Below are 18,149 nucleotides of genomic sequence, written 5' to 3'. Positions count from 1 at the left end.
TCAATGAGCATTATGAAATTTGCGCCGACTATGCTGAAGCAGCTCTTCTCCAAGCCGGTAACCAAGAATTATCCTGCGGAGCCCATACAGTATCCGGAAGGCTCCCGGGGACATATCGATATCGATATTCAGCAGTGCATCAGCTGCGGACTCTGCATGATCAATTGTCCTTCCGCTGCCATTAAGGTAGATAAGAAGGAGAAAACATGGACCATCAATCGTTTTGACTGTGTACAGTGTGGTCTGTGCGTCAGGGTCTGCCCTAAGAAGTGCCTGGCTCTGAATCCCGGTTATCAGACTCCGGGACCGGAGAAATTCACCTATTCCCAGACGCATATCATGACGGAAGAGGAGAAGAAGAGGGCTGCTGAGGCAGAAGCCAGAAAGCAGGCCGCAATCAAGGCTGCCATGGAAAAAAAGAAGGCAGCCGCAGCAGCTGCTGCAGCAGCAAATGCTGAGAAGAAACCGGAAGCCTGAGAGGATCATAAATCCAGGAATTTGTAACGGGAAGGATGTGAAAGCGGGAGAATCCACGCTTGTGGCGGGGGTTATGAGCTTTTGCATCCTTTTTTTCTCGTATTGAAAAGTTGAAAGTTGAAAGTTGAAAGGAAAACTGATTTTGCAGAAGTCGCTTGAAATTACAGTCTATGGCATGGTGCAGGGGGTCGGATTCCGCCCCTTTGTGGCCGGCCTGGCCGATGAGATCGGTATCTCCGGCAATGTCCGAAATTCGGGCGGCATTGTGCATATCAGAGCTTCCGGAGCAGAAGATCAGCTGGAGGTCTTCTTAAAAAGACTGCAATCGGATGCTCCAAAGGAATCTCATATTGAGAGAATCGATTGCCAAGAGGCAGAGCCAAAAGACATGGATCCCGCGGATCTCGTAAACTCCACGGATCTCAAAGGTCCCAAGAACGAAAAGTGTGGAAAGAACGGAAAAATGCGATCGGGCGGCCGCTCAGAGGGGACTGACCGAGGAGCGAAAAATCCCTCATTTACAATCATAAGAAGTACCCGGGATCATGACCGGATCCGTCTTTTGCCGGTTGATATGGCAACCTGTCCGACCTGTGAGAGGGAACTTCTGGATCCCAATAACCGGCGCTACCGCTATCCCTTCATTTCCTGTACGGTCTGCGGTCCCCGTTTCTCGATTCTTAAGGATATTCCCTATGACAGGGACCATATCACCATGGATAAGTTTCCTATGTGCAAGGATTGCGAGACGGAATATCAAAGGCCTGGTGACCGCAGGCGCCATGCCCAGACCATCGCCTGTCACTCCTGCGGACCGGTTCTCAGATCTCTGGAACGAAAGAAGGACCATGAGATCCAAGTCAGTAGCCGCGAGGATGCCCTGCAGCGGGCCATCGCCTGCCTCCGGGAGGGTAAGGTCATTGCAGTAAAGGATATCGGCGGTTTTCATTTTGCCTTCCGGCCGGATGATGAGAAAGCGGCAAAACGGCTTCGTGTCTGGAAAAACCGGGAGCGAAAGCCCTTTGCAGTGATGTTCCCGGATCTGCCCTCCATCGAAAAATACTGTAAGGTCAGCCCCAGGGAGAGGGAACTCTTACAGTCCAACGCCCGTCCGATCGTCCTCCTTCGACAACTGGATCGAAGCCTCTGGCCGGAAGTCTCTAAGGAAAGCGACCGAATGGGGGCTATGCTTCCCTCGAATCCCCTGCAGATCCTGCTTCTCGGTCAGGTCGGGCCATTGGTGATGACCAGCGGCAACCGTGGCGGTGAGCCGATCGCCATTGACAGCAGCGGCTTGATCAAGGATTTGAAGGATGGCTTTCCGGATCTCATCCTGGATCATGACCGGGAGATCCTCACGCCGCTGGACGATTCGATCTATCAATTGTCCGGGGATCAGGTCCAGATCCTTCGGCGTGCCCGCGGTCTTGTTCCGAATCCGGTCTGGATCTCGAGGAAATGTAAGGCGGACACATTCGCTTCCGGCGGCGACCTGAAGAATTCCTTTGCATTAGGTAGAGACAATGCGGTCTATTTATCCGGTCATTTCGGCGATCTGACCTGGCGGGCCTGTCAGGAGGCCAGGGAACGATCCATTGAAAATATGGAGAGACTTTTGGACATTCATCCGGAACATTTTGCCGGAGACCTGCATCCGCTCTATATTTCTTCCCGGAAACTTTTGAAGATGGCAGGAGAACATCCTTATTTCTTCTACCAGCACCATCTCAGTCATGTGGCAGGTGTTCTGGCAGAATGCCATCTGACCGGAGACTGCCTGGGTCTGGCATTGGATGGCACAGGCTATGGCAGTGACGGCACGATCTGGGGAAGTGAATTTCTTCGCATCCGCCAGCTTTCCGGAGAAGATGGAATCAAAGGTCGTGAAGCAATGGAAGACAGGCTCCTCTGGCAGCGTGTGGGATCCCTGGTACCCATCCGGCAGATCGGCGGGGACGAGGGTGCGAAAGATGGAAGAAAGAGCCTCTTTTCTTATCTGAAGAAGGCTTCAGAAGAGGGTATCTGCACGGAAAGCAAAGGAAAAGATCTCTTGGGTGGCTTCTATTCCGAACAGGAATGGCAGCTTCTGGATGCAGCTTACCGATCCGGGATCAATGCTGTGGAATCCACTTCCATGGGACGGCTTTTTGATGCGGCAGCTGCCCTGTTGGAAATCAATGATCGAAATCATTATGAAGGAGAAAGTCCGATTCGCCTGGAGACAGAAGCCAATGAATGTGCTATTCTAAAGAATACGGAAAATGTGGCATCGCTTTTTAGCGAATCAAAAGCTCTCGAATCGAAGGCAGATCGGCCGAAAGGGATGGGACAAATAAGTTTATCCTATCTTAGAAAAGAGGGCGGATTGCTTCGTATTGACGGACCGGCCATTCTGTATGACCTTATGATGGAGAAAGTAAGCGGACACTATTCCAAAGCTGAGCTTGCTTTCCACTTCCATCAGAAATTGATCGAAGCCATTGCAGAGATGACAGAAGAACTGGCGGATCCGACAACGCCGATCGCTCTGGCCGGCGGGACTTTCTTAAACCGGATCCTTTTCCAGGGCTTAAAAGGAAGGCTTACGGCGCAGGGCTACAAAGTTTATTGTAACTGTCTGGTTCCGCCCGGAGATGGCGGACTTTCCCTCGGACAGATCTATCTCTCGACCTATGATAAGGTAGAAGAACTTGATTAGAAAGGAAGACAAATTATGTGTGTTGCATTACCGGGAAAGGTAATACAGGTAATGCCTAAGGACCGAAAGGCCCGGGTAGATTTCAATGGAAATACAGTAGATGCCAGGACCGGCCTGGTGGAGATCCGGGAGGGAGATTATGTCCTGGTTCATGCGGGCTGTATCTTACAGAAAATGTCACAGAGTGAAGCAGAGGAAATGACCGAGCTTTTCGCCAGTCTGGAGGGCATTGGCTGACATGGACCTTTCGAAAATCAAAGAAGAACTGAAACATTACGATGGAGAAGATGTTCAGATCATGGAGGTCTGCGGCAGCCATACCGGTGCCATCGCAAAAAACGGAATTCCGGGTCTCTTGTCCGACCATATTCATCTCTTGTCCGGGCCGGGCTGTCCGGTCTGTGTGACTCCTTCTTCCTATGTCGATAAGCTTCTGGAGCTGGCGATGGATCCGAAAAACTGTATTGTGACCTTCGGCGATCTGATCCGTGTTCCGGGTTCGACCAAAAGGACCTTATCTACGGCAAGAGGAGAGGGTGCCAGAGTGGAGATGGTCTATTCTCCGATGGACACCATTGAATTCGCAGAAAAAGACCCGGATACGACTTATATTTTCGCAGCCGTCGGTTTCGAGACGACGACGCCGGTCTATGCCCTCTTAGTGGATGAGATCATCCGCAGGGACATAAAGAATATCAAGCTTTTGACCGCAATCAAGACCATGCCGGAGGTCATCCGTTATCTGATGGAATCCAAGGCCCCGATCGATGGTTTCCTGGCTCCCGGTCATGTCTCCGTTGTCACCGGGATCCATGTTTATGAGCCCATTGCAGAAGAATTTCAGATTCCCTTTGGCGTTGCCGGTTTTCAGGGAGAGGAACTTCTGACGGCAATTTACGGCATTGTGAATGCCAGGGGCTGCGGCAAGGTGATGAATTTCTATCCCTCTGTTGTAAAGGACGATGGCAATCCGGCGGCAAGAGCTTTGATCGATCAGTATTTCGAGAAATACGATGCAGCATGGCGGGGTATGGGCATCGTGCCAGGGTCTGGTAAGATTCTGAAGGAGGAGTACAGGGATCTCGATGCCGGAAGTCTTGGCCTGGATCAGGATCATAAGGCCAATCCGGCCTGCAGCTGCGACCGGGTTCTGATGGGGAAGATCCGTCCCTATGATTGTCCCCTTTTCGGCAAGGTCTGCACGCCCCTGAATCCCCAGGGTGCCTGCATGGTCAGTACCGAGGGCTCCTGTTTTTCTTATTTTTCCAACCATCGTCATGACAGATGAGGGGAAATACAGACAAGGAACATTGCAACGAAAAAACGAAAAACGATCGATCCGCATCGAAAGGCAAGGTAAAACATGGAAGACGATAAGATTTTGATGGTACATGGCAGTGGCGGAAGTGCGACCGGAGAACTGATCGATACCATCTTCGATAAGGAATTTTCAAATAAAACACTGGATCAGATGGAGGATTCGGCGGTTGTTTCGGGAAGTGGCAGGATCGCCATGACAACGGACAGCTTTGTCGTCAATCCGCCGGAATTCCGGGGAGGAGATATCGGCCGCCTCTGTGTCTGCGGAACAGTCAATGATCTTTTGATGCGGGGCGCTGTACCAAAGTATCTGACTTGCGGCTTTATTCTGGAGGAGGGCCTGTCGGTCGACCTCTTGAAACGGGTGGTCCATTCCATGGCTGAGACCGCAAAAGAGGCCGGTGTCGAGATCGTTGCAGGCGACACCAAGGTCGTAAACGGTCATGGAGAACTCTATATCAATACGGCCGGTGTCGGATTTGTTCCGGATGGACTGGAGATCTCGGCGAGTCAGGCAAAGGTTGGCGATCAGATCCTGGTTTCCGGAACCATGGGAGACCACCATGCTGCCATCTATTCTGAACGGATGAAGGTGAACAATAACATCGAGAGTGACAATGCTCCTCTGGTTGACATGGTTTCCAATCTGATCCGGGCAGGGCTCCATATCCATACCCTCCGCGACATTACCAGAGGCGGTCTGGCTACAGTCTTAAAGGAACTGGCAGAGAGCTCGAAGAAGACTTTTACCATTGAGGATGAAGAAATTCCGGTAACGAAACAAGTCCGGGATTTCTGCGGCCTTATGGGCATGGACCCGCTTTATATGGGAAATGAAGGCAAGCTGGTCTGCATTCTTCCAAAGGAAGAAAGCGACAAGGCACTGGAGATCATCCGAAACTCCCGCTATGGCGAAAATGCCTGCCGGATCGGAGAAGTGACGGAAGAGTCGGATGGACACCTCTATGCCCGGACCCGGATCGGCGGGGAGAGAGAACTGGATGTCCTTCAGGGAGAGGGTCTGCCTCGGATCTGCTGACGGGTCCTATTGTAATATTTGAAAAATTTCGTTAAAATACAGTCAGTACGGGCAGAGGGCTTCTTTTTTCGAAAGGGAGTCCTGTTATGAAAAAAACATTCATGAAATGCCGCCTTCTGGCTGTATTTTTTATTTTTGTCCTCCTTTTGTCCTCCTGTACGAAAACCTCCTATTTGGAAAGGAAGAAGGGGAAGGCAGAGTCCGGTCAGGAAAGTGGGAATCACTTATCTGAAGGAAAGAAGACCACCGGAGGGAAGAAGACCACCGGAGGAACGAAGACCACCGGAGGAACGAATACCACCGGAGGAAAGAAGACCACCGGAGAAACGAAGACCACCGGATCCGCTTCGGATGGAGAATCCCGTAAGACCTGGGCCGTACATGTGACGGGAGCTGTTAAGAATCCGGGTGTCTATCAGGTGAAAGAAGGCTCCAGAGTTTTTGAGGCTCTGAATCTTGCCGGTGGACTCTGTGAGAATGCAGCAGCAGATTCTCTGAATCAGGCTGAATTTCTCCAGGACGGGCAGATGATCCGGGTCCTGACCAAAGAGGAAGCGGCACAAGATCCGCCTTCCGTTACGGAGGAAGAAAAAACAGGAGAGACCAGGCTTTCTAACGGATCAAATTCTAAAATCAATATCAACCGTGCAGGAAAAGAAGAACTTATGCAGCTCCCCGGAATCGGTGACAGTAAGGCGGAGGCCATCCTGGCCTGGCGGAAGGAGCATGGGAATTTTACTTCTGTAGATGATCTGAAGGCAATCAGAGGAATCAAGGATGGAGTTCTGAATAAGATCAGAGACCGCTGTACGGTGAGTTAATTAATAACAATCTGGATCGAGGATAGTGAAAATGGCAAAAAGGGTTTTGGTAGTAGATGATGAAAAGCTGATCGTAAAGGGAATTCGTTTCAGCCTGGAGCAGGACGGCTACGAAGTAGACTGTGCTTATGACGGGGAAGATGCTTTAGCACATGCCAAGGAGAATTCCTATGATATGATTCTTCTTGACATCATGCTTCCCAAACTGGACGGCTATCAGGTCTGCCAGCAGATCCGCGAATTTTCCAAGGTTCCGATCATTATGCTGACGGCAAAATCAGACGATATCGATAAGATCTTAGGCTTGGACTATGGAGCTGACGATTATATCACAAAGCCTTTTAATATTCTGGAGGTCAAGGCCAGAATCAAGGCCATCATGCGTCGGACCAGTCCGGAAGTCCCTGAGCAGGAGAAGAAGGAAGAGATCGAAAGCGGCGATATTCGAATGAACATAGAGAACCGCCGTGTCTATGTCAAGGGTCAGGAACTGAATCTGACCGGGAAGGAATTTGACCTCCTCCTTCTTCTGGTAGAGAATCCTGGTAATGTCTATTCCAGAGAAAGTCTTTTAAATAAGATCTGGGGAGAAGATTATCCTGGCGATGCCAGAACGGTAGATGTCCATATCCGCCGCCTCAGGGAAAAGCTGGAGCCCAATCCCTCGGATCCCCGTTATGTCCATACCAAATGGGGTGTCGGCTACTATTATCAGGTCTAGTCTGGAAGAAAAGAAATGAAGGATAAACTATTTCGTTTTTTTGGCGGTATCCGCTTTCTGGCCTTTCTGGTTACTTTTTTGGCTGCTCTCATGCCGGTCGGACTGGTCACATACACCTTTCTCCACCTCTATGAGAGCCGGCAGATCAGCACGGACTATTCGCAGATCACCAGTCAGTCCAAGCTTTTGTCCAATCAGATCGCAACCACCGGCTATCTGAATGATCCCAGCCGGGTCGATTTCTTAAATGCTGAACTTACGGCCATGGCGAATGCCTATTCCGGCAGAATCATGGTCATTGACAGTTCTCTTCATGTGGTGAAGGATACCTATGGGGCAGAAGAGGGGCGTACCATCGTCTGGTCCAATGCGGTTCGGGCTGCCAGAGGAGAAACCTCCTATATGGTGGACCGGAAGGATCATGCAATCATTGTTGCAGCACCCATCCAGAATCTGAGTTACATTAAGGACAATGATCAGAAGACAAGCAATACCGACAATATTCAAAGCCCGGACGTAAGTCCGAAAAAGCCCATCAACGACAGCCCCTATCTCGGCGTCCTTTTGACTGTGAAATCAACGGATTATATTTCTCAAAACATCGCCTTCTATCAGGACACCGGCTGGGAAGTCATGCTTCTGACCATGATTTTCGCCGGGCTTTTGGCTTTCTTCTTCTCGAACTTTTTGTCAACTCCACTTCGGCGGATCGTTGAACGGATTCCGAAGATCCGGGATGATTCCGAGGATTCTCTGCCGGTACGCGGTTTCCGGGAGGCCAGAGATATTGCAGTCGAATTCAATGATTTCAAGCAGAAAATGCAGACCATTGACGCATCCCGGTCTGAATTTGTTTCGAATGTGTCGCATGAGTTGAAGACGCCTCTGGCTTCGATCAAGGTCCTGGCCGATTCCATTAATTCTATGGGCGATCAGGCTCCGGTGGAGATGTATCGGGAGTTTATGGGCGATATTACCCATGAGATCGACCGGGAGACTTCCATCATTAATGATCTCTTGTCCCTGGTCAAGATGGATAAATCCGGCGTCAGCCTGGATATCCGATCCATGAATTTAAACGATGTCATGGAGTCGCTTTTGCGGCGGCTCAGACCTCTGGCAGAGAAGCAGGGCGTGGAACTTGTCATGGAGAGTTTTCGGCCGGTCATCTGCGATATCGATGAGGTGAAATTCACTCTGGCCATCATGAATCTGGTGGAAAATGCCATTAAATACAATCATGAAGGCGGCTGGGTCCATGTCACTCTGAATTCGGACTACGAGTTTTCTTATATCAAGGTCAAGGATTCCGGCATGGGGATCCCGGAGGATTCCATCGACCATATTTTCGAGCGTTTCTATCGGGTGGACAAATCCCATTCAAGGGAGATCGGCGGTACAGGTCTGGGTCTTGCCATCACATGGAATGTCATAAAGCTTCATCACGGAGAGATCAAGGTTTCCTCGGTTCTGGGAGAGGGGACGACCTTCGATGTCCGGATCCCTTTGAAGTATATTAAAGAGGAGGATAAGGCATGAGGAAGAAATGGATACCGATCCTTCTGATTTTCTGCTTTCTCCTTTCGGCACTCAGCGCCTGCGGTAAGAAAGAGAAGCACTCGGAATATGTTCTCTATGATTTAAATGCAGACCGGACGGATTTTCTTCAGGAAGATTATACGCCGACACAAACCGGAGCAAAGGATATGGCGGAAGAGATGTTATCGGCCCTGTCCGCAGACCATTCCAATGGAAATAAGCTTCGTCCCATTCCAAGTGAAGTCAGTATTCAGTCCGTGAAGATGAATCCGGAAAGCGGGCTTCTTACCATTTCCTTCTCGCGTGCCTATGGAAACCTGACCGGGGCAGAAGAAGCGATGACAAGAGCTGCTATTGTAAAGACCCTGCTTCAAATCCGGGGAGTGACCATGGTGGATTTCCAGATTGAAGGGATTGAGCTTGTCGATGGAAATGGCAATGTGGTCGGTGCAATGGATGAAAACAGTTTTGTCGATGGGATGACGAGTCAATACAGCCCCAAGAACACGACAGAGCTTATGCTTTACTATCCGAGTGCGGACGGTGCTTCTCTTGTAGCAAAAAAGCAGAAAATCACCTATTCCAGCAATGTGCCGGTCTATCGTGTTGCCCTGAATTATCTGCAGAAGAAACCGAAGGATAGTGATCTGCATCCGGCCTTTCCTTCTGCGAGCAAGGTTTTGTCGATGACAGTGGCGGACAGTATCTGCTATTTGAATTTCGACAGCAGTTTCAGAACCAGTAATCCGAATGTGCCCTTGAAGACAGCCATCTATTCCATCGTAGATACCTTAACCGAGCTGTCCTCAATCAAAGGCGTACAGATCAGTATCAATGGAGAGAATGTATCACTTTCGGATGACAACGATAACGGTGTGATCTTCCACCGGGATATGACTTTGGTTCAGGAAAATAAGGATGGACAGTAAAAGATAATTTCATAAATTTCATAAATTTCATAAATTAATTTGGGAGGAACCTGAATGAAGCGACCGCTCTTTTTCCTTGCGATCGCATTTGTGTCAGGGATCTGCTTCGGAAGAGGACTTTGCCCGGATGGATTCACGATCTTTCTCCTGGCTTTGACTGGTTTTTTTATCATTTTCCATCAATACATGAAAGAAAAGACCAGGTTTTTTTCTCTCCTTCTTGTATGTTCTTTGTTGGTTTTCCTTTTTGCATCTTTCTATAGCAGAGCTTCGATGGCAAAAGCCGGGAAAGAAAGGGCACTTTTGGAGAGCTGTAAGGGAGGCGTGGAAGTTACGGGAACTGTCTCTTCTCTTGTTCAAACAGAGGACAAGATGCAGTGCATCCTGACCGATGCTAAGGTTATCACTTCCCATGGAATCCTCACCCCCGGATCCCTTCTTATTTATCCGCTTATTGAAGAAGACGGAAGGGCTGCCGAAAGCAGTGCAGCATTTACTCCCGGCAGACGGATCCGTCTGAAAGGCGAGATTTCTTCCCTGGATCCAGAGAGAAATCCCGGTAATTTTGATGCCCAGACCTTCTATGAGGCGAGGGGAATTCTCTGTGTAGTCAAAAATGCAGATCTGATCGAATCCAATGCCGGCCGAACCCCGGTCGATGGCTGTCGGTCTCTTTTTCATGCCATTCGAAACCGCATGAATAGAACCTACCAGAGAGCTTTGCCGGGCGAAGAGGGCGGCCTCCTGTCTTCCATGACCTTAGGAAGCAGGGATCTCTTGACGGAAGACATGAAAGATCTTTTCCAGAAGGCAGGCCTGATTCATCTCATGGCAGTCTCCGGAACCCACATTCAGGTGGTCGCCTCCCGTCTCTATAAGAAAATGAAGAAAAAGGGTGCAGGTCTCCTTCTTTCCGGACTTGTGGCCGGCTTTGCGGCGGTATTTTACGGAGCTCTCTGCGGGAGTTCCCTGTCCACAGAGCGGGCGGTCGGCATGTTCCTTCTTCTGATTTTCGGTGACTTCCTTGGCAGGGCCTATGATAGTCTGACGGGTCTTGGCCTTTTGGCTGTCTTCCTCTTACTAAAGCATCCGGCTGCCATCGAGGATGCGGGCTTTCTTTTTTCCTTTTCGGCAGTTCTTCTGATGGTCCTCTTTCAGAGCCCCCTTCAGACTGCCTATCAGGCTTACTGTAAGGATCGCTTTGAGAAAAAGTATCGGAGAAAAGTGGGAGAGCGCTTTCTCTTATCACTGCCGGAGCAGGCCCTGTCGAAATTCCTTTCGGCCTTGTCCTTCCAGATTGCGACGCTTCCCTTGATGGCGGCCTTGTTTTATGAGATACCGGTCTATGTTTTTCTTCTGAATCTTCTGCTTCTGCCGCTCTTTCCTATTCTCCTTATGATGGGGCTTCTCTTTGGTCTCTTGATATGCTTTCTGCCTCTGGATTTTCTCCTTCTTCCCTGCCATCTGATTCTCTATCTCTACGAGTGGACGGCGGACCTGTCACAGAGCCTGCCCGGCAGCCGGCTGATCGTCGGAAAGCCGCCTTTTGCCCTGATCCTGATTTACTATCTGATCCTGTTTGGATTGATGCGCCTGATCCAAAGAAAGATAGACCTCCCCAAGGTCGTGAGCCTGATTGCTTTAAGTCTCCTTCTTATCGTAAGAAGGCCTGCGGCAAGCCATATTGATATGCTGGATCTGGGGCAGGGGGACGGCATACTGATCCATGACAAGAGCGGGGCCGATCTCATGGTGGATGGCGGAAGCAGTGATGTTGGTCGGGTGGGGACCTATCGGATTCTTCCCTATCTGAAAGAGGAAGGGATCCGACGCTTGGATTCCTGGGTCATTTCCCATACCGATGAAGACCATATCTGCGGCATGGAAGAAGTAATCGAAGCGGATTATCCGATCGGACAGATTATTATCGCGAAAGCTATGCCGAGAGATCAGAATTGGGAGGAGATCGAAAAGCTGGCAGAGGAGCATGGGATCCCGGTACGGGAGGTCTTGCCGGGAGACCGGCTGGTCTTCGGAGAGAGCAGTCTGACCTTCCTCTATCCCTTGTCGAAAGAAGCCGGGAGTCCGGAGAATAAAAATGATCTCTGCCTCAGTTTCTGGCTGGAGAATGGAGATTTTACCGGCATGTTTACGGGAGATCTGGCTATGGAGGGCGAGAATAGGATCATGAATACGGATCTGTTTCAGGAACTGTTGAACAGAGATCGGGATCATAAACTGTCCTGCCTCAAAGTCGGCCATCATGGCTCGGCCACTTCTTCCGGTTCTGACTGGCTGGATGTCCTGTCACCGGAAACGGCTATTATTTCGGCAGGGCAAAACAACCGCTATGGCCATCCATCGAAGGAAACCATAGAGAGGCTGGAGGAGAGACAGATCCCCTGGCATCTGACGGCCCGGGAAGGAATGATCCGGGTCGGGATGGAAGAGGGAAGAAAAAAGGATCGGGTTTCTAGTTACAGTAGGACAGCATCAGGACTTCGACGGCCAGGCGGGGGTTGATTCTGCCGCTTTTGGCTCTCTCTTCCAGATCGGCAGCATCCTGTAATAGCTTTTTCATATCCGAAATAGTAAAGCGCCGGGCCAGGTTCAGATTCCGATTGACATAGAAACTGGGCATACCGGAAGTCTTGGCAATCGCTGCATTGTCATAATGCTGGGCATCCATCTCCTTGGCCAGAAGAAGCTGACGGAACTGACGCTCGATCAGGGCCAGGATGCCGAGAGGATCCTCTTTGGATTCCAGAAGTCCCTGATAATAGGACATGACCTTGTCTGCATTTTTTTCGGAAATGGCAGAGATCATGTCGAAGATCCGGGATTCGGCCTGACCGGCACAGATCGTGTCCACGTCCTCGACCGTGATTTCTTCCCGGTCACCGACATAACTCATCAATTTTTCAAATTCGGTATCCATGAGATCCATACTGGATCCGGTTCGGGTGTGGAAATCCTCCCAGGCCTGCCGCCGCATCATCTTGCCGGCCCGCCGCAGCCGGGCACCGATCCAGGTCATGAGGTCCCTCTCCTTTAAAGTCTCGAAAAGGACCGGCTGGCAGTCCTGGCTTTTCACGATGGCCTTGAAACAGCCATTTCTCTTGTCTACAGCACTTTCTACGAAAATATAGATCGTGCCTTCCGGGATCCCTTTCTCAATATACTTTGCGAAGGCATCGTGCTTCGTTTTGAAAAATAAGCTGTCTTCCACCAAAATGACCCGGTGGTCGGCGAAAAAGGGCAGGGTATCTCCCAGGTCCATGAGGCTTTTTTCGTCAATATCCTTGCCCTGATAGTGATTGAAATTCATCTGATCACCCGGTCGGACCAGAGCCCGAATGAGCTTATGCTTATAGGTCCGCTTGAGATAGGGCTCATCGCCATAGAGGAGATAGAGATGGTGGAACTGACCACGCTTCAGGTCATTTTCGATGGGGTTGGTATACATTTCATGCCTTTCTAAGCGAATACTTTCATTTTTGGATCCGTAGAAATTCCCGGTCGGTCATTGCATGGACAGAACCTGGAATCCCGTTTTTTTGACCAGATTTTTCGACGTCTTCACGCTTCCATCCTTCATGATATAAGCGCACTCAAATCCCAGGCTTTCGATCAATGGGATCCCCTGGTCGGGACCGAGCAGGAAGGCAATGGTGCTCAAGGCATCGCCATCCACGGACTTCTTCGAAAAAATCGTTGCCGATTCCACATCATTTTCTTCCGGATAGCCGGTTTTCAGGTTCAGAATGTGGTGGTAGATCTTGCCGTCTTTCTTGAAATAGCGTTCGTAAGTGCCGCTGGTGACGACGGACAGATCCTTCACAGAGACCTTGGCCATGACTTCGCCTGTTTCCGAGAAGGGCTTCTGGATCCCAATGGTATAGGAACTCCCGTCTGCTTTTTTGCCCAGAGTCAGGACATTTCCGCCGAGGTTTATGATGCCGCTTGTGACACCATTTTTTTCCAGATAGTCCTTCATACGGTCTGCAATATAGCCCTTGGCAATGCCGCCGAGGTCGAGTTCGGTATCGGGATTTTTTACTGTAACAATATTATTTTCTACCGAAACAGCCTGGTAACCGATGCTGGCTTTGGCCGACTGAATGGCGTCTTGGGACGGAAGCTTCTTGTCTTTGATGGCGTCCTGCCAGAGGCTGGACAGCCGGCCGACTGTAATATCGAATGCCCCATTGGAAAGCCTGGCATAGGAGAGCCCGGTTTGAATCAGCTTTGCAGTCTCCGGATCCACCCGGACCGGTCGGCCCTTTGCTGCATTGATCTTAGCGATATCCGAATCCTTGACCGTGGTGGAAAGAAGGTCCTCATATTTTTTCGCCAGCTTCATGCAGCCATCCAGATATTTCTCCTGGTTTTTCTTATAAACTGTGACTGTGATCACCGTATCGAAGTAGTTTCCGCTTTCTTGAAAGCCGGACCTTCCGCCACTTTTCAAAGTCCCGGCGGAAGGAAGCCCGCAAGAGGAAAGAAGGAAAGCTGCCAGAAGAATGACAGAAAGGAGGGGAGTAAGTTTTGTCGTGAAATTCTTAGTGTTCATAGTTTTATGTTTTTTTTATTTTATGTTTTTTTAATTTAGGCAGCCACTAGCATGCTTTTCATGTCTAGTGGCATTTTTTCAAGACTATCATTATTATATCAGAAGACAGTCATGCGAAAAAAAGAATTTGCTGTGGTCAGTTGGTTAGAAAAGTGTTATGATTCTATTTATATATAATTTTACACGTTAAAGAAGTAAAGGAACAGGAGTGTAATGTGAGAAGGTTTTTGATGGGGAATGAGGCCGCGGCCTTCGGCGCCATCCATGCCGGAGTTGATCTCGTGGCCGGTTATCCGGGAACTCCATCAACGGAGATCCTGGAAACAGTAGCAAAAAACAATGACGGATCGATCCATGTCGAGTGGTCGGTCAATGAGAAAGCTGCCATGGAAGTAGCAGCAGGAGCAGCCTATTCCGGTGCCAGAGCCCTGGTAACGATGAAGCAGGTTGGTTTGAATGTCGCTGCCGATCCTTTGATGAGCCTGGCCTATGTCGGTGTCAAAGGCGGTATGGTCATCGTAGCTGCCGACGATCCGGGTCCCATTTCTTCCCAGACCGAACAGGATACGAGAACTTTTGCCATGTTTTCCAAGCTTCCTGTTTTTGACCCTTCCAATCCCCAGGAAGCCTATGAGATGATGAAGGATGCTTTCGAACTTTCTGAGAAGATCCAAAGCCCGGTGCTTTTCAGGCCCACAACAAGAGTGTGCCATGGCTGTGCCTCGGTTGATCTGGCGGATCATTATGAAAGGAAGCCGGTAGAGGGCTTTCAGAAGGACACCTTCCGTTATGTGATCTTTCCCAGGACTTCTTATCTCAATCATAAGAAGATCGAAGAGAGAAATCCAAAGCTTGGTGAGGAGCTTTCCTCCTATCGCTATAATCGGGTTTTCAAGATCAAGAATAAGAATAAGAATACAGGGGATTCGTCTTCTGACCAGGCAAATGCGCGTGTCTCCTGTCATGCCGAAACGCATCAAAGTAAGAAGGGCATTGCTGCAGGCGGCGTGACCTATGCCTATCTCATGGAGGTACTGTCTCAGTTGGAAGAAGATACCCCATCCCTCATAGAAGGCCTCTCTGTCTTCCGTGTGGGGACCCCCTTCCCCTTCCCGGAAAAGGCGGCCCTGGAATTTCTGGACGGACTTCATAGTGTCCTATGTCTGGAGGAATTGGATCCGGTGATCGAGAGAGCCTTGATCTATACAGCAGGAAAAGCTCATTTACCGGTCGATATCCACGGAAAATGGGACGGTTCGGTTGCCAGAGCCGGAGAGAACTCTCCGGAATCCGTTCGAAAGGATCTTCTGGCATTTCTTCAGGAGAATCCCTCCATGGATTGTCCCCCCTTGGTCCGGGAACTGTCAAACACGGATAAGCCCGATCTCCCTGTCCGTCCCCCGGTCCTCTGTGCCGGCTGTCCCCATCGGGCTTCCTTCTATGCCGTAAAGCAGGCCATGAAGGGGAAGAAAGCAGTCTTTTGCGGTGACATCGGCTGCTATACCCTCGGGAATGCCGCTCCTTTGGACATGGTCGACACCTGTCTCTGCATGGGAGCAGATGTGACCATTGCCCAGGGCATTCAGGCGGTAGATCCGGGCACCATTGCCTTTTCTTTTATCGGCGACTCTACCTTCTTTGCCTCCGGTATTACCGGAGTGGTCAATGCGGTTTATAACAAGAATGACATCATTCTGATTGTCCTGGATAATTCAACGACCGCCATGACCGGCCATCAGCCGCACCCGGGAACCGGTATCACCATGATGGACTTCTATCAGAAGAAAAAGCAGGGGATCCGGGAAGATGTCGCAAATATCGTTTCGATCGAAAAGATCCTGCGCGGAATCGGTCTGAATTTCGTCGAAACAGTAGACCCCTTCGATCAGGAAAAAGCCATCGAAACGGTGAAACGGGCGGCAGAGGAAAGCGGTGTCCGGGCCATTATTTTCAAGGCCCCCTGCATCGCCTTAGAGAAACCGCTCGACGCCTTTCTTGTCGATCCGTCGAAATGCAAGAGCTGCAGGAAGTGCATCACGGAGATCGGCTGTCCGGCCATCTCCATGAAGGAAGGCAAGGCCTGGATCGAACCTTCGCTTTGCAACGGCTGCAGCCTGTGCGCCGGCATCTGTCCCTTTGATGCGATTTCGAAAGGAGGCAAGTCATGACGAGAAATATCCTGCTTTGCGGCGTCGGCGGTCAGGGAACCGTCAAGGCATCGCGGATCATTGCCCTTTCTTCGATGGAAGAGGGCAAAAATGTCCGGACGGCAGAGACCATCGGCATGGCCCAGCGGGGCGGATCTGTGGTCAGCCATGTGCGGATCTCGGATCAGCCGATCTATTCGCCCCTGATTCCCAAGGGCAAGGCAGATCTTCTGATCGCCTTCGAGCCGGGCGAAGCGGTCCGCTGCATTGATTATCTGAAAGAGGACGGCGTGATCATCGTGAATGAGAAGGCAATCCGTCCGGTTTCGGCCAGCCTGTTCGGTTCAGGCTATGATGGGAAGGACGCCCTCGATTTTCTGGACAAACATTTTAAAAATGTAAGGCGGATCGATGGTGATAGGATTTGCGAAAAGTGCGGATCGGATAAGGTATTAAATATAGCCCTCCTCGCAGGTGCGGCAGCTTCCGGCGAGCTTGGCATCACAGTTTCCGGCTTGCTCGATGCCGTAAGAAAGCAGCTTCCCGAAAAAGCTTTTGCCATGAACGAGAAAGCGATTGCCATTGTCACGAAGGGAGAAGAATATGGAAATTAGTGCGGATCAGCTGGAACTTGTAAATGAAAGGATCCGGGCTTTGGAGAAAGCCGACAGCTTCTATGGACAGAGGTTAAAAGAGGCCGGCATTCATGAAGTGCATTCGGCAGAGGATTTTAAGAGACTTCCTTTCTCGGAAAAGAAAGACTTAAGAGAGGCCTATCCCCTGGGCCTTATGACGGCGCCCGAAGAAGAGATCGTAAGGATCCATTCTTCTTCCGGGACTACCGGAAAGCCGGTCATTATCCCATACACAAAAAAGGATGTGGATGACTGGGCAGAGATGTTCAAAAGATGCTATGAATTTGCAGGCCTTACGAAAAAGGACCGGGTCCAGATTACACCGGGTTACGGTCTCTGGACGGCCGGCATCGGTTTCCAGGCCGGCTGTGAAAAACTGGGCGCTATGGCCATCCCCATGGGCCCCGGAAATACGGATAAGCAGATCGAAATGATGATTGCCATGGAGTCGACCGTTCTCTGTGCAACCTCCAGTTATGCCTTACTTCTGGCGGAAGAAATTGAGAAAAGAGGTCTTCAGGACCGGATTAAGTTGAAGAAGGGCATCATCGGCTCCGAACGCTGGAGTGACAAGATGAGGAATAAGATCCGTTCCATCCTCGGAATTGAGCTTTATGATATCTATGGCCTGACGGAAATCTACGGCCCCGGCATCGGCATCAGCTGTGATGCAGAACAGGGCATGCATTATTGGGATGACTATATCTATCTCGAGATCATTGATCCGAAAACCGGAGAGAATCTGCCGGACGGAGAGTGGGGAGAGATCGTCATTACGACGCTTCGGAAAGAAGGCGCGCCTCTGATTCGTTACCGGACGCATGATATTTCCCGGATCATTCCGGAAGCTTGCAGCTGTGGAAATACCTACCCCAGGATCGATATCATTCAGGCCAGAACAGATGACATGATGAAAATTCATGGCGTCAACGTCTTCCCGGCTCAGATCGAAGAGATCCTTGCTCTCTTTGATGAATTGTCCAGCGAGTATCAGATTCGGATCTCCCACCTGGAAGGCAGGGACACCATGCGCCTCTATGTGGAAGCCCTGTCCGGAAAATCTGATTTCTACCAGCTCTCCGAGAGAGTCGCCGAGAAGGTCAAGAGTAAGATCGGATTTACGCCCATTGTCAAAGTCGTCGAGGAAGGCGTCCTGCCGCGCAGCATGAAGAAGACTAAGCGGGTCATTGATGAGAGATATGAATAAACAAAAAACCGGTTCCCATGACGGCAGGAACCGGTTTTATTAT

Annotated in this window: 15 protein-coding genes; 13 read left to right on the top strand and 2 right to left on the bottom strand. The window is 50.3% G+C overall.

What is annotated here, in order from left to right; all coding sequences use genetic code 11:
- Positions 1-3: 3 nt before the first annotated feature.
- From ACKX2L_RS08460 to ACKX2L_RS08415, 10 genes are all read left to right on the top strand, one after another.
- Positions 4-477 (top strand): 4Fe-4S dicluster domain-containing protein, encoded by a 474-nt coding sequence (locus tag ACKX2L_RS08460; protein ID WP_497551313.1) that lies wholly within the window; start codon positions 4-6, stop codon positions 475-477.
- Positions 478-619: 142 nt separating this feature from the next.
- Positions 620-3,175: a carbamoyltransferase HypF gene (gene hypF / locus ACKX2L_RS08455; RefSeq protein WP_497553080.1), complete on the top strand. Its 2,556-nt coding sequence runs from the start codon at positions 620-622 to the stop codon at positions 3,173-3,175.
- A 15-nt stretch (positions 3,176-3,190) separates the two neighbouring features.
- The gene (locus ACKX2L_RS08450; protein WP_497551315.1) at positions 3,191-3,412 is read left to right on the top strand and encodes a HypC/HybG/HupF family hydrogenase formation chaperone; all 222 of its coding nucleotides are present in this window, start codon (positions 3,191-3,193) and stop codon (positions 3,410-3,412) included.
- Position 3,413: 1 nt separating this feature from the next.
- A complete protein-coding gene (gene hypD, locus ACKX2L_RS08445; protein WP_497551316.1) occupies positions 3,414-4,463 on the top strand; it encodes a hydrogenase formation protein HypD in 1,050 nt (349 codons plus the stop codon).
- A gap of 75 nt (positions 4,464-4,538) precedes the next feature.
- Positions 4,539-5,534 carry a hydrogenase expression/formation protein HypE gene (hypE, locus tag ACKX2L_RS08440; RefSeq protein ID WP_497551317.1) on the top strand — a complete coding sequence of 332 codons (996 nt, stop codon included), beginning with the start codon at positions 4,539-4,541 and terminating at the stop codon, positions 5,532-5,534.
- 86 nt (positions 5,535-5,620) lie between these two features.
- Entirely contained in the window at positions 5,621-6,355 is a 735-nt protein-coding gene (locus ACKX2L_RS08435) for a helix-hairpin-helix domain-containing protein (RefSeq protein ID WP_497551318.1), read from the top strand.
- A gap of 31 nt (positions 6,356-6,386) precedes the next feature.
- Positions 6,387-7,076 carry a response regulator transcription factor gene (locus ACKX2L_RS08430; RefSeq protein WP_497551319.1) on the top strand — a complete coding sequence of 230 codons (690 nt, stop codon included), beginning with the start codon at positions 6,387-6,389 and terminating at the stop codon, positions 7,074-7,076.
- A gap of 15 nt (positions 7,077-7,091) precedes the next feature.
- Positions 7,092-8,615: a sensor histidine kinase gene (locus ACKX2L_RS08425; RefSeq protein ID WP_497553079.1), complete on the top strand. Its 1,524-nt coding sequence runs from the start codon at positions 7,092-7,094 to the stop codon at positions 8,613-8,615.
- Positions 8,612-9,544, top strand: a complete 933-nt coding sequence (locus ACKX2L_RS08420; RefSeq protein ID WP_497553078.1) for a GerMN domain-containing protein — start codon at positions 8,612-8,614, stop codon at positions 9,542-9,544. Before ACKX2L_RS08425 ends, ACKX2L_RS08420 begins: the two co-directional genes overlap by 4 nt.
- A gap of 54 nt (positions 9,545-9,598) precedes the next feature.
- The gene (locus ACKX2L_RS08415; RefSeq protein ID WP_497553077.1) at positions 9,599-12,067 is read left to right on the top strand and encodes a DNA internalization-related competence protein ComEC/Rec2; all 2,469 of its coding nucleotides are present in this window, start codon (positions 9,599-9,601) and stop codon (positions 12,065-12,067) included.
- On the opposite strand, the gene holA is transcribed toward ACKX2L_RS08415, so the two are convergent.
- Positions 12,018-13,010 carry a DNA polymerase III subunit delta gene (gene holA / locus ACKX2L_RS08410; protein ID WP_497553076.1) on the bottom strand — a complete coding sequence of 331 codons (993 nt, stop codon included), beginning with the start codon at positions 13,008-13,010 and terminating at the stop codon, positions 12,018-12,020. The two genes, ACKX2L_RS08415 and holA, sit on opposite strands and share 50 nt — an antisense overlap.
- A 57-nt stretch (positions 13,011-13,067) precedes the next feature.
- Entirely contained in the window at positions 13,068-14,117 is a 1,050-nt protein-coding gene (locus ACKX2L_RS08405) for an FAD:protein FMN transferase (RefSeq protein WP_497553075.1), read from the bottom strand.
- 230 nt (positions 14,118-14,347) lie between these two features.
- Between ACKX2L_RS08405 and iorA the strand changes: the two genes are divergently transcribed.
- From iorA to ACKX2L_RS08390, 3 genes are read left to right on the top strand one after another with little or no spacing between them, the layout of a single operon-like run.
- Positions 14,348-16,285, top strand: a complete 1,938-nt coding sequence (iorA, locus tag ACKX2L_RS08400) for an indolepyruvate ferredoxin oxidoreductase subunit alpha (RefSeq protein WP_497553074.1) — start codon at positions 14,348-14,350, stop codon at positions 16,283-16,285.
- Complete coding sequence (locus ACKX2L_RS08395; RefSeq protein ID WP_497553073.1) at positions 16,282-16,878, top strand: indolepyruvate oxidoreductase subunit beta; 597 nt, start codon at positions 16,282-16,284, stop codon at positions 16,876-16,878. Before iorA ends, ACKX2L_RS08395 begins: the two co-directional genes overlap by 4 nt.
- Complete coding sequence (locus tag ACKX2L_RS08390) at positions 16,868-18,106, top strand: phenylacetate--CoA ligase family protein (protein ID WP_497553072.1); 1,239 nt, start codon at positions 16,868-16,870, stop codon at positions 18,104-18,106. The genes ACKX2L_RS08395 and ACKX2L_RS08390 overlap by 11 nt, the downstream gene beginning before the upstream one ends.
- The last annotated feature ends 43 nt before the right edge of the window (positions 18,107-18,149 follow it).

The organism is Porcibacter vitabionis, from assembly GCF_046263795.1.
GTDB lineage: Bacteria > Bacillota > Clostridia > Lachnospirales > Lachnospiraceae > Lachnocurva.
The sequence above is the reverse complement of the archived record's forward strand: the minus strand, read 5'-3'. Positions and strand labels throughout refer to the sequence as shown.

What these genes read in the sequence shown, in the direction of transcription:
- ACKX2L_RS08460 (WP_497551313.1), top strand. Translation starts at nt 4, where the DNA reads ATGAGCATTATGAAATTTGCGCCGACTATGCTGAAGCAGCTCTTCTCC.
- ACKX2L_RS08450 (WP_497551315.1), top strand. Translation starts at nt 3,191, where the DNA reads ATGTGTGTTGCATTACCGGGAAAGGTAATACAGGTAATGCCTAAGGAC.
- hypD (WP_497551316.1), top strand. Translation starts at nt 3,414, where the DNA reads ATGGACCTTTCGAAAATCAAAGAAGAACTGAAACATTACGATGGAGAA.
- hypE (WP_497551317.1), top strand. Translation starts at nt 4,539, where the DNA reads ATGGAAGACGATAAGATTTTGATGGTACATGGCAGTGGCGGAAGTGCG.
- ACKX2L_RS08435 (WP_497551318.1), top strand. Translation starts at nt 5,621, where the DNA reads ATGAAAAAAACATTCATGAAATGCCGCCTTCTGGCTGTATTTTTTATT.
- ACKX2L_RS08430 (WP_497551319.1), top strand. Translation starts at nt 6,387, where the DNA reads ATGGCAAAAAGGGTTTTGGTAGTAGATGATGAAAAGCTGATCGTAAAG.
- ACKX2L_RS08425 (WP_497553079.1), top strand. Translation starts at nt 7,092, where the DNA reads ATGAAGGATAAACTATTTCGTTTTTTTGGCGGTATCCGCTTTCTGGCC.
- ACKX2L_RS08420 (WP_497553078.1), top strand. Translation starts at nt 8,612, where the DNA reads ATGAGGAAGAAATGGATACCGATCCTTCTGATTTTCTGCTTTCTCCTT.
- ACKX2L_RS08415 (WP_497553077.1), top strand. Translation starts at nt 9,599, where the DNA reads ATGAAGCGACCGCTCTTTTTCCTTGCGATCGCATTTGTGTCAGGGATC.
- holA (WP_497553076.1), bottom strand. Translation starts at nt 13,010, where the DNA reads ATGTATACCAACCCCATCGAAAATGACCTGAAGCGTGGTCAGTTCCAC.
- ACKX2L_RS08405 (WP_497553075.1), bottom strand. Translation starts at nt 14,117, where the DNA reads ATGAACACTAAGAATTTCACGACAAAACTTACTCCCCTCCTTTCTGTC.
- iorA (WP_497553074.1), top strand. Translation starts at nt 14,348, where the DNA reads ATGGGGAATGAGGCCGCGGCCTTCGGCGCCATCCATGCCGGAGTTGAT.
- ACKX2L_RS08395 (WP_497553073.1), top strand. Translation starts at nt 16,282, where the DNA reads ATGACGAGAAATATCCTGCTTTGCGGCGTCGGCGGTCAGGGAACCGTC.
- ACKX2L_RS08390 (WP_497553072.1), top strand. Translation starts at nt 16,868, where the DNA reads ATGGAAATTAGTGCGGATCAGCTGGAACTTGTAAATGAAAGGATCCGG.